The 9,598-nt window shown below is 34.0% G+C and carries 11 protein-coding genes; 4 read left to right on the forward strand and 7 right to left on the reverse strand.

Annotated features, from left to right (window positions below):
- Window positions 1-179 precede the first annotated feature (179 nt).
- The 7 genes from E7Z77_RS09245 to E7Z77_RS09275 form a co-directional block, all read right to left on the reverse strand.
- Window positions 180-464, reverse strand: coding sequence for an iron-sulfur cluster assembly protein (locus E7Z77_RS09245; protein WP_292753302.1), 285 nt, complete (start codon window positions 462-464; stop codon window positions 180-182).
- A 90-nt stretch (window positions 465-554) separates the two neighbouring features.
- Window positions 555-1,463, reverse strand: a complete 909-nt coding sequence (locus tag E7Z77_RS09250) for a DUF5591 domain-containing protein (protein WP_292753305.1) — start codon at window positions 1,461-1,463, stop codon at window positions 555-557.
- Between the two features lies 1 nt (window position 1,464).
- Entirely contained in the window at window positions 1,465-1,956 is a 492-nt protein-coding gene (locus E7Z77_RS09255; protein ID WP_292753334.1) for a TIGR00295 family protein, read from the reverse strand.
- A gap of 10 nt (window positions 1,957-1,966) precedes the next feature.
- Complete coding sequence (tfe, locus tag E7Z77_RS09260; RefSeq protein ID WP_292753308.1) at window positions 1,967-2,485, reverse strand: transcription factor E; 519 nt, start codon at window positions 2,483-2,485, stop codon at window positions 1,967-1,969.
- Between the two features lie 117 nt (window positions 2,486-2,602).
- Window positions 2,603-3,802 carry a DegT/DnrJ/EryC1/StrS family aminotransferase gene (locus E7Z77_RS09265; RefSeq protein WP_292753311.1) on the reverse strand — a complete coding sequence of 400 codons (1,200 nt, stop codon included), beginning with the start codon at window positions 3,800-3,802 and terminating at the stop codon, window positions 2,603-2,605.
- Window positions 3,803-3,805: 3 nt separating this feature from the next.
- Window positions 3,806-5,695 (reverse strand): nucleoside-diphosphate sugar epimerase/dehydratase, encoded by a 1,890-nt coding sequence (locus E7Z77_RS09270; RefSeq protein WP_292753314.1) that lies wholly within the window; start codon window positions 5,693-5,695, stop codon window positions 3,806-3,808.
- A gap of 179 nt (window positions 5,696-5,874) precedes the next feature.
- Complete coding sequence (locus tag E7Z77_RS09275; RefSeq protein WP_292753317.1) at window positions 5,875-6,735, reverse strand: coenzyme F420-0:L-glutamate ligase; 861 nt, start codon at window positions 6,733-6,735, stop codon at window positions 5,875-5,877.
- Between the two features lie 74 nt (window positions 6,736-6,809).
- Between E7Z77_RS09275 and E7Z77_RS09280 the strand changes: the two genes are divergently transcribed.
- The 4 genes from E7Z77_RS09280 to E7Z77_RS09295 form a co-directional block, all read left to right on the forward strand.
- Entirely contained in the window at window positions 6,810-7,382 is a 573-nt protein-coding gene (locus tag E7Z77_RS09280; RefSeq protein ID WP_292753320.1) for a pyruvate kinase alpha/beta domain-containing protein, read from the forward strand.
- A gap of 122 nt (window positions 7,383-7,504) precedes the next feature.
- A complete protein-coding gene (ftsZ, locus tag E7Z77_RS09285) occupies window positions 7,505-8,641 on the forward strand; it encodes a cell division protein FtsZ (protein ID WP_292753323.1) in 1,137 nt (378 codons plus the stop codon).
- Window positions 8,642-8,758: 117 nt separating this feature from the next.
- Entirely contained in the window at window positions 8,759-8,938 is a 180-nt protein-coding gene (locus E7Z77_RS09290; protein WP_292753327.1) for a protein translocase SEC61 complex subunit gamma, read from the forward strand.
- 244 nt (window positions 8,939-9,182) lie between these two features.
- The coding region (locus E7Z77_RS09295; RefSeq protein WP_292753330.1) for a transcription elongation factor Spt5 at window positions 9,183-9,598 on the forward strand (416 nt) is incomplete at its 3' end.

Raw genomic sequence — 9,598 nt, forward strand, 5'->3', positions numbered from 1 at the left:
GGCTAGATGGGATTCGAACCCATGACCTCCCGGTTATCAGCCGAGCGCGCTAACCAAGCTGTGCCACTAGCCTATGTTTTATATATGACAGGTTAACTGTCAACACTTATACTTATATTAATTACTATATATAACTCTTTCGGTGGTTATATATAGAATTAAATAAGATTTTTTAAAATTTATCTATTAATCATTTCGTTAATGGAATCTGCCATTGCATGTCCTTCAACGATTATTTTTGCATTTTCAATTCCTTCAACGTTTTCTGCTCTGATTTTTGCATCAGCAGCAATACGAGTAATACTCATACAACCTGGATTGGTTGGTTTGAGGATAATTTCAGCTTGATCTCCTTCAACTGCAATATTTTGCACAATACCCATTTCTACGATACTGATTCCCATGTGTGGGTCATTTATTACATAAATTGCATCTTTAATATCTTTTACTAAGTCTTCAGACATTATTCAGTCTCCTATATTTTTATTGTATTTATTATTATTTCATAAGATATTTATAAACATTGTTATTTTTTCTAACAAAAGATTATTAAATTATTTTAATCGATGTTTTATTTTAACACCAATTCCATTATTGTATTCTTCCATTTCACGGCCTGTCATTATTGCTTTTCCAACTCCTACGACTGTTTCATCTTTAACAACCACGACTTCGTCATTTGGTATGATATTGTGGTCCGCTTTTTTGATTCCGGGTGCGAAAACGGTATTTGTCGTAAGGTCGAAGTCAATTTCAACAACATGGATTCCCAATTCTTTTAAAATTTCTCCACCAGGCAAATTTAATCTATATAATCCATAATCCTTATTAAGTAATGCTAACTGTTTTCCATTGCTCAATATTCTTTTGTGATACATTCCTTTTGTTTTGACATTTTCCGGTATGAATTCATCACCATTTTCACCAAACTGATATTTGGCAATTGATTTCAACTCATGAAGTGTTTTTTCTCTTCTGTTTACTCTATCATGCTTTTTAAGTTCCATCCTTAAATTATAAAGTGAATCAGGTGATGTGGGCCTGCCGTCTTCACATGTATTGATGAAATCATCAAGATATGCCTCACAGGATTCAAGATAACCTCCTGCGAGATTGGCTATAACTGTTTTTCCCTCACAATATTTGGCTATTAGTTTCCCGCTTTCTTCAATTTCATCTTCAGACCATGAACCTGTTGTGCTCACATCATATGATTGGATTGGGAATGTATTTTCAAGTTCCCTTGGACAGATTCCAAAGGGGGAAGTCACTATAAGTTCCTGAAATGATCTTGTAATCTTTCTGAATTTTTGGTGTGATTTGGAATTGGAATACGGTTTTTTCATACTGCACGGCAATAAAACAACTGTATCACCAAGAGGCTTCATCATTTCCATTCTCTGCCTCCATCTCACGGCTTCCGGACGATATAATGATTCTTCACTGGAGCATATTACCTTCATGTTATTCCTCAAAAGCTTTAATTAATTCATTGTCAAGTTTTATTAATCTTTCAATATTATCATCGCTGTCTTCAATTCGTCTTTTCCATTTCGCTATGACAAAATCGATATCCACTTCGTCGCTGCCGCTTATCAGATTGTCTGCATGGGCAACAATCTTTTCTTCAAGAGTTTCGGGCTCATATGATTTTTTTGGAAGTCCAAGTTTTACGGATTCCTCTTCGGTTATTCCGGCACCGATATGTCTTTCAATGATTTTTAACACGTCTTCGTCGTATCCGTATTGCTCAGCTATTTTAACCCCTTCTATTGCATGGTCAATTCCATGGGTTCTGGATCGTCCGATGTCATGCAGAAGAGCGCCTTTTCTAATAAGGTCTTCATCAACATTATCAAAATTAGAAGCTATTTCCATAGCTTTTTTATAAACGGCTTTACAATGTTCTATAACATTTTCAGGAGTATTCTCCTTTTCAAGCAATTCAATTTCCATTTTTATCTTTTCATTTGTTTTTTTCATTAAAGGAATTAAAATTACTTTCAACCATTTTGATATCTTCTTTTATTTGTTCGATGGTTTCTGCATTGTCCTGGAATTCTAATTCTTCACCGCATGCAGGGCATATGAATTCATAATCGGAGGATTCATCAAAATCAAGTCTGACGTGACCTAGTGGACATACGAAAAACATATTGTTTTCTTCACGTTCCAATTCCTCATTCAGCATTGATAAATATTTCTGGGAATCCTTTTGGATACGATTAATAACTTCATCTTTTTCAAATTTCCAAGAATAAGTAAACCATTGTGTTTCAGGGTCTTTACTTCTTTTATAACTAGCCAATCCCATATCATAAAGTCTGTAAAGTATTTTTCTAACGATATTTAGTTTAATTCCAGTTTTATTTGCAATTTCCTCATCAGTTTCAATTCCATCGTTCAATGCCTCAACAATTGGTAAATTGCTTTCATCTTCAACAATGTTGGTTAATAAAGTCTTTACTAATGGATCATTTATCATTTAATTTCCCCTAAAACTTATCAAATCAAATTATCATATAAAAATAAAAAAATAACATGTTATGATATATAAGATTAAATCTATATTAGTTATGTTTTTTTTATTATAAATACATATCTAATATTCTTCTAAAATTTCTAATAAATTCTGAATGATATAATCTACTTCCTCATCGGTTAGGGTGGAATATATCGGCAGGCTTATTTCATTTTCAAATAAGTGATATGCATTCGGGTAATCGTTTATATCGTATCCCAAATCCCTATACGCTGTCAACAGTGGGAGCGGTTTGTAATGCACATTGGTGCTGATTCCCCGTTCTTCCATTTTGATTATAATCTCATTTCTTTCATCAAGTGTGATACCGTCAATTCTTGTCAGGTAGAGGTGTCCTGATGATTTTGAATTTTCACTGAAGTGGATTGGTGTGATGACCTTGCTGTTTTCAAACCCTGCATCGTATTTTTTTACAATTTCATGTCTGCGCTCTAACATCGCATCATACCTTCCAAGCTGTCCAAGGCCGATTCCTGCCTGAACGTCAGTCATATTGCATTTATATGCAGGAATTAGAATATCATACTCCCAAGATCCTTTTTGGGTTTTTTCCAGCGCATCTTTGGTTTGCCCATGCAATGAGAGAATCTGCAATTGCTTATATAATTTTTCAGAATCCACCTTGTCATGTTTTTTCCAGGTTACAGCTCCTCCTTCGGCTGTTGTCAGGTTTTTAACTGCATGAAATGAAAAACAAGTAAAGTCAGCAAGATTTCCTGCTTTCTTATTATTTTGAACTGCGCCAAATCCATGAGCGCAATCGGCCAGCACAATTATCCTGTTGAATGCTTCCTGTATCTCATTATTTGGGCGGAACAGGTCTTTTTTATTTTCAATTATTTCAAAAATCTTATCGTAATCACATAATATTCCCGCAATGTCCACAGGCATGATGACTTTTGTTTTGTCAGTAATCGCATCGCTCATTTGGGAATAGTCCATGTGCTCTTTGTCTTTTTGGCTGTCCACCATTACTGGTGTTGCTCCAACATGACATATTACGCTGCAGGTGGCGGTATATGTGTATGCAGGCACAATCACTTCATCTCCTTCCCCTACACCAAGTAGGCGCAATGTCATTTCAAGAGCTGTAGTTGCAGCACTCAAACAGACAGTCTTATCGCTGCCGCAATAATCGGTTATCCTTTTTTCAAACTCTTTTGTTTTTGGTCCTGTAGTAATCCAGCCGGATTTCAGGGCCGCTATAACTTCTTCAATTTCTGCTTCGCTGATGTCTGGCGGTGAAAATGGTATGTTCATTATTTATTCTCCATTGATTTCTTGAGGGTCATGATAAGTAGGAACACATTTCCTCATAGTATCTTTTATGATTTCTTTATCGTAAATGTCGTTATCTATAAGGTATCTGAAAGCATCGAGCTTTTCTTCAACTTCTTCCATTTTAAAGTCCATTGGTTCAGTAATAAAGATTTTTTCATGTCCTGTCTCTTCAAGGTTTTCTTCATCCATCAGTAACTCTTCATATAACTTTTCTCCAGGCCTCATTCCTGTAATCTTAATTTCAATGTCTTCTCCAAGAGTCAATCCGGACAGTTCAATCAAACTTTTTGCCAAATCATATATTTTTACAGGATTTCCCATATCCAATACAAATATCTCTCCGCCTTTTGCGTAGGTGATTGATTGAAGCACCAATGCCACAGCTTCGGGAATTGTCATGAAAAATCTTGTAATTTCCTTATGTGTCACGGTAACCGGTCCGCCTTCAGCAATCTGCTTTTTGAATAATGGCACTACTGACCCGTTACTTCCCAAAACATTTCCGAAACGAACGGCCACAAATTCAGTTTCACTTTCCTTATCCTTTGCCTGAATAATCATTTCACATAACCTTTTGGTGGCACCCATTATATTTGTAGGATTTACAGCTTTATCCGTGGATATCAGAATAAATCGTTTCACATTGTATTTGTCACTCGCATTAACCAGGTTATATGTACCGAATATATTGTTTTTTATCGCTTCAGTCGGATTATTTTCCATAAGGGGAACATGCTTATGTGCAGCAGCATGGAAAACAATTTCAGGAGAGTATTCTTCAAAGATCTCAAACATCCTATGTTCATCTCTGATGTTTGCGATTATGGCACATATTTCATTGTTCGGATATTTGGATTTCAATTCTAATTCAATATCATATAAGTTATTTTCATATATGTCAATCATTAACAAGCGCTTTGGATTATGAAGCATTATTTGCCTACAAAGCTCTTCTCCGATAGATCCTCCTCCACCGGTCACTAAAACTATTTTTCCGCTGATTATGCTTTTGATGTTGTTATTGTCAAGTTCAATAGGGTCTCTTCCGAGTAAATCCTCAATTTCCACATCCCTTAAACTGTGATACAGGTTCTCTTCGGAAATGAGTTCCCTTAATCCCGGCAATACTTTAACTTTTGCATTTGTCTTATTACAGATTTCCAGAATCTCTTTTTTATTCTTGTTATCTATATTTACAATTGTGAAAAAAATGGAATCCACATTGTATTCTTCGCAGATGCGTATAATGTCATTTCTTTTTCCAATGATTTTCACTCCTGCCACAGAATAACCCTGTCGTTTTCTATTGTCGTCAATTATTCCAATTATTTCATATTTTCCTTTTAAAGTGGAATTCAATGTTTTTATGATGTCATTGGCAGAGTATCCTCCACCTATAAGCAATAACTTCTCCGGACTTTCCGGAACTTTATACTTTTCAGGTTTTGCAGTGGAAGACAGCAGATAATGCTTGATTGTTAAACGTGAGGTAATAACTATAATACCAATTAAGAATCCTACTGCGAGGTTAAGCTTAATTGAGGGATTTTTCATATCCAATACCAACTCTTCTATTAAGGAGACTATAAGTAGGGAGATTACTGAAAACACCAGGTACATAGTGTAATCTCTGAGGCTTTCATAACGTATAATGTGAGAATACATGCCATCGATTTTAAAAACAGTCAATAAAATTACTATTCCAATAGCTATGCTTATTAGAAGCTCATGTTTTGTTACCGCGCTTGTGGGATTCATTAAAAATGAATCGGTAATAATGACTGATATTAAATAATATCCAAGAATAACAGCAAACGCATCAACTAAGGGCAACAAAATATTCCTGTATTTAGCGAATTTATCTATTCTCATTAAAGTTCGACCTCATGTTTTAAAGTAATTATAAGTTATAATTTTTAAGTGGTATTATTTTTGTATATTGGTTAATATAAAATTTTCTTTTAACCATTTTTTTTAGTTTAAATTTATAATTTTTCCACTTTTAAAGCTTATTTTTCTTTTTTTCAATAAAATGATGGTTCAATGGTCGTTTAACTTTTTCTGATTATCACTGCAGGGGTATGGGTTATCGAATCAAGGTCTTCGATGGTAACTTCATCAATTTCAGTACCTAACACTGCTTTAACGCTGTGTATTGTTTTCATTTCTGTTTCAAGTGATTTTTGATAATCTTCAGCAATATTGGCTATTTTTAAAGCAGTTTCAACATCAATTTCTTCACTGCATCCCAATGGTGTTGATCCCATATTTTCTGACATCTGTCCTTTCAGATATCCGAAAAACCCATTATCGGCATCGATGCCTTCAATGGCTATCGGCAAACCTGTAAAATACTTTCCGTTCTTCATATATGTCGCGTCGGTATCGATAATCATGACTTTAACTTCTTTGCCGATTTCCTTTTTAATTTCTTTTGCAACTTTTTCGGGGTTTTCAGGCAATAGCGAAACGTATGTTCCAGGGGCGTTACTCAAATCAATTCCCGCTTCGGAAGCGGGTTTCAAAGCATGCTTCAATCCATATAACTGTAAGACAACTTCCTTATGGGCTTCAGTTTCTTTAGGCAACTTTCTCAAATTTTTTATTGTTCTCTTTTTGATTTTAAGCAAGGGTCCCAGCACATATCCCCAAAGATATTTGCTCCACACTACTGTCAGAAACTTGGCGGTTAAGGATGGTTTGTATTTGGATTCATCAATCAGCCTCCCCTGTGAAATTGAAATTGGAGTTTCAGCAATTACCAAATAGTCATTATCTTTCATTAATTCTTTTGCAGGTTCTATTATTGAATTTAAATTCTCATTTGGCTTGATGTATCCGGTTTCTATAGGAATTACAATATAATCCCCATTAATCACATGCTTTATATTTTTCAAATCTTCACTTGTCATAAGAATCTTTATTTAAAATAGATAGTATAATATAAAGTAATGAATTTTAAATAATTATCTATTTGGGTGTAACAATGGTTAGAAAATTTATCACATATTTTGAAAAGGAAGGCGAGGATTATACTGATGAATTGATTAGTGCTGTTAAAGACAAATTGGAAAGTTCTAACAATATCAAAAGAATTCTAATTGCTTCAGCATCAGGAAAATCAGCATTGAAGCTGTATGATGCTATTGGTGATGATGTTGAGATAATCAACGTGACCCATCATATGGGCTTCAGCGGTCCTAACGAATCAGACATTTCCGATGAGATGATTGAAAAGCTTGAAGCTGTTGGAATTAAAACATATTTCGGAGGCCATGCATTCAGCGGTGCAGCAAGAGGGGTTACAAACAAATATGGAGGATACTCTCCATTGGATGTTGTTGCAGATACACTTAGAATGTTCGCTCATGGAATTAAGGTTGCTGCAGAAATTTCCATTATGGCTGCAGATGCAGGATTAATACCTGTGGGAGAAGAAATAATTGCAATTGGCGGTAGAGGCCATGGTGTTGACAGTGCAGTTATTCTAACACCGGTCAATGCTAAAAACCTATTCGATTTGGAATTCCATGAAATTATTGCAATGCCACGTGATTAGTTGATTATTATATTATTTTGTAAAAAAATTAGTAATTTATATAATAGTAGTTGCATTTAAATATAAGTAAAAATAGAAATATTTAACAATTATTTTAATAGAAGAGTATGTGGGGTTAATTTGTGAAATTTATAGATGATGCAATCAAAGAATCCGAACAAAGAATGGAAGAGAAAACTCCTGATAAACTCTCTTCAGATATCGATGATGACCTTATTGAGATGATTAGAGGAGCTAAAACTCATATTTTTGTTGTTGGTGCTGGTGGAGCAGGAAATAATACTATATCAAGATTAAATGAAATGGGTATTGAAGGAGCAACAACTATTGCTGTGAACACTGATGCTCAAGATTTATTTTATTGTCAATCAGCTAAAAAAATCCTTTTAGGTAGAAAAACTTCTAAAGGATTAGGTGCTGGTGGTGACCCAGAAGTTGGTGAAGAATGTGCTGAAGAAAGCGAAGATGAAATTAGAGACCAATTGGAAGGCGCAGACATGGTATTTGTCACATGCGGTCTTGGTGGGGGAACCGGTACAGGTTCAGCACCTATTATCTCTAAATTATCTAAAAAATTAGGCGCATTAACTGTTGCTGTTGCTACTATGCCATTTTCAGCAGAAGGTATTAAAAGAAGAGAAAACGCTGAATTTGGTTTAGAAAAACTTCAAGAATCAGCTGACACAGTAATTGTCATTCCAAATGATAAATTATTGGAAGTTGCACCTAACTTGCCGTTAAATAAGGCATTTATGGTTTCTGATGAAATATTAGGAAGAGCTGTAAAAGGAATAACTGAATTGATTACTAAGAAAGGTTTAGTAAGTTTAGACTTCGCTGATATTAGAAGCATCATGGGCGGATCAGGAATGGCTATGATTGGTATGGGTGAATCCGATACTGGTGATAGGGCATTAGAATCTGTGCATGAAGCATTAAGCAGTCCTTTATTAGATATTGATATTTCTAATGCAACCGGTGCTTTAGTTAACATATCAGGTAGTTCTGATTTAACATTGCATGAAGCTGAAAAAATCGTCCAAGTTGTTGCTGATAAGTTAGATCCTGAAGCTAACATTATTTGGGGTACTCAAATTGATGAAAGCCTTCAAAATACTGTTAGAACCACAGTTGTTGTTTCAGGCATTAAATCTAATTATGAAACTGGTGTCAACTATGAAGAAGAAGTTTCCGAAGAGGAAATTGATTCAGATTCAGCCAGCAACCAATTAGATGATTTCATTGATGGAATTTTCTAATTCCATATTTTATTTTTTTATAAAAAATGCAAACATTTATTAATGTTTAAATTATAAATTATTTTATTACTATTATTTTATTATAATTTTATAAATTTTTTAATTTTGGGTATTTAAATGAATGTTGAAGAAACTTTTAGCAAATTTATCAAAGACAGTAAAAGAGTATTGAAAGTATCAAAAAAACCAGATTTACCTGAATACATTGATCTGGCTAAAGTTTCCCTTATGGGTGTAGTCATAATTGGTGTTATAGGTTTCGTAATTATGTTACTTGGTTCTTTAGTTGGTTTATAGAACCATTCTTTTATTTTTTTAATTACCAAGGATTATAATAAAATTTTTTGTAATGTGTTATTTTATTTAAAAAGTGATTTTTTTTGAAAACTTTTAAATACTACTATTTATATAAATATTGATATTATAGAAATCTTGTTTTCGAGATAATTTTTTTTCTTGAAAATCATGGCTTTTATAATATTTTTAACTTAATGTATGATTTTATTAACAAGCAAAAATTTTAAAAATAGGTGAATTTTTCATGGAAGATACTAATAGTTCCATATACGCTCTTAAAACCTCTGCAGGTCAAGAAAGGAATGTCGCCAGATTGTTGGCACGTAAGGCTAGAACCATTGATGGCATAGGCATTTCTGCAATTCTTGTTCCGGAATCTTTAAAAGGGTATATTTTAGTTGAATCTTCAACAAAAATAGATCTTAGGAATCCTGATTTAAAAGTACAACATTTAAGAGGGGTTGTTGAAGGTAGTGTTGGCATTACTTTCGAAGAAGTAAAAAGATTCTTAAAACCAGAACCTATTATTTCCTCTATTCAGAAAGGAAGTATTGTTGAACTTATTTCTGGTCCTTTCAAAGGGGAAAGAGCAAAAGTGGTTCGTATTGATGAATCACGTGAAGAAGTCGTTCTTGAGTTAATAGAAGCTGCAGTACCAAT

This window comes from Methanobrevibacter sp. (assembly GCF_015062985.1).
Taxonomy (GTDB): Archaea; Methanobacteriota; Methanobacteria; order Methanobacteriales; family Methanobacteriaceae; genus Methanocatella.

What these genes read in the sequence shown, in the direction of transcription:
- E7Z77_RS09245 (WP_292753302.1), bottom strand. Translation starts at nt 464, where the DNA reads ATGTCTGAAGACTTAGTAAAAGATATTAAAGATGCAATTTATGTAATA.
- E7Z77_RS09250 (WP_292753305.1), bottom strand. Translation starts at nt 1,463, where the DNA reads ATGAAGGTAATATGCTCCAGTGAAGAATCATTATATCGTCCGGAAGCC.
- E7Z77_RS09255 (WP_292753334.1), bottom strand. Translation starts at nt 1,956, where the DNA reads ATGGAAATTGAATTGCTTGAAAAGGAGAATACTCCTGAAAATGTTATA.
- tfe (WP_292753308.1), bottom strand. Translation starts at nt 2,485, where the DNA reads ATGATAAATGATCCATTAGTAAAGACTTTATTAACCAACATTGTTGAA.
- E7Z77_RS09265 (WP_292753311.1), bottom strand. Translation starts at nt 3,802, where the DNA reads ATGAACATACCATTTTCACCGCCAGACATCAGCGAAGCAGAAATTGAA.
- E7Z77_RS09270 (WP_292753314.1), bottom strand. Translation starts at nt 5,695, where the DNA reads ATGAGAATAGATAAATTCGCTAAATACAGGAATATTTTGTTGCCCTTA.
- E7Z77_RS09275 (WP_292753317.1), bottom strand. Translation starts at nt 6,735, where the DNA reads ATGACAAGTGAAGATTTGAAAAATATAAAGCATGTGATTAATGGGGAT.
- E7Z77_RS09280 (WP_292753320.1), top strand. Translation starts at nt 6,810, where the DNA reads ATGGTTAGAAAATTTATCACATATTTTGAAAAGGAAGGCGAGGATTAT.
- E7Z77_RS09290 (WP_292753327.1), top strand. Translation starts at nt 8,759, where the DNA reads ATGAATGTTGAAGAAACTTTTAGCAAATTTATCAAAGACAGTAAAAGA.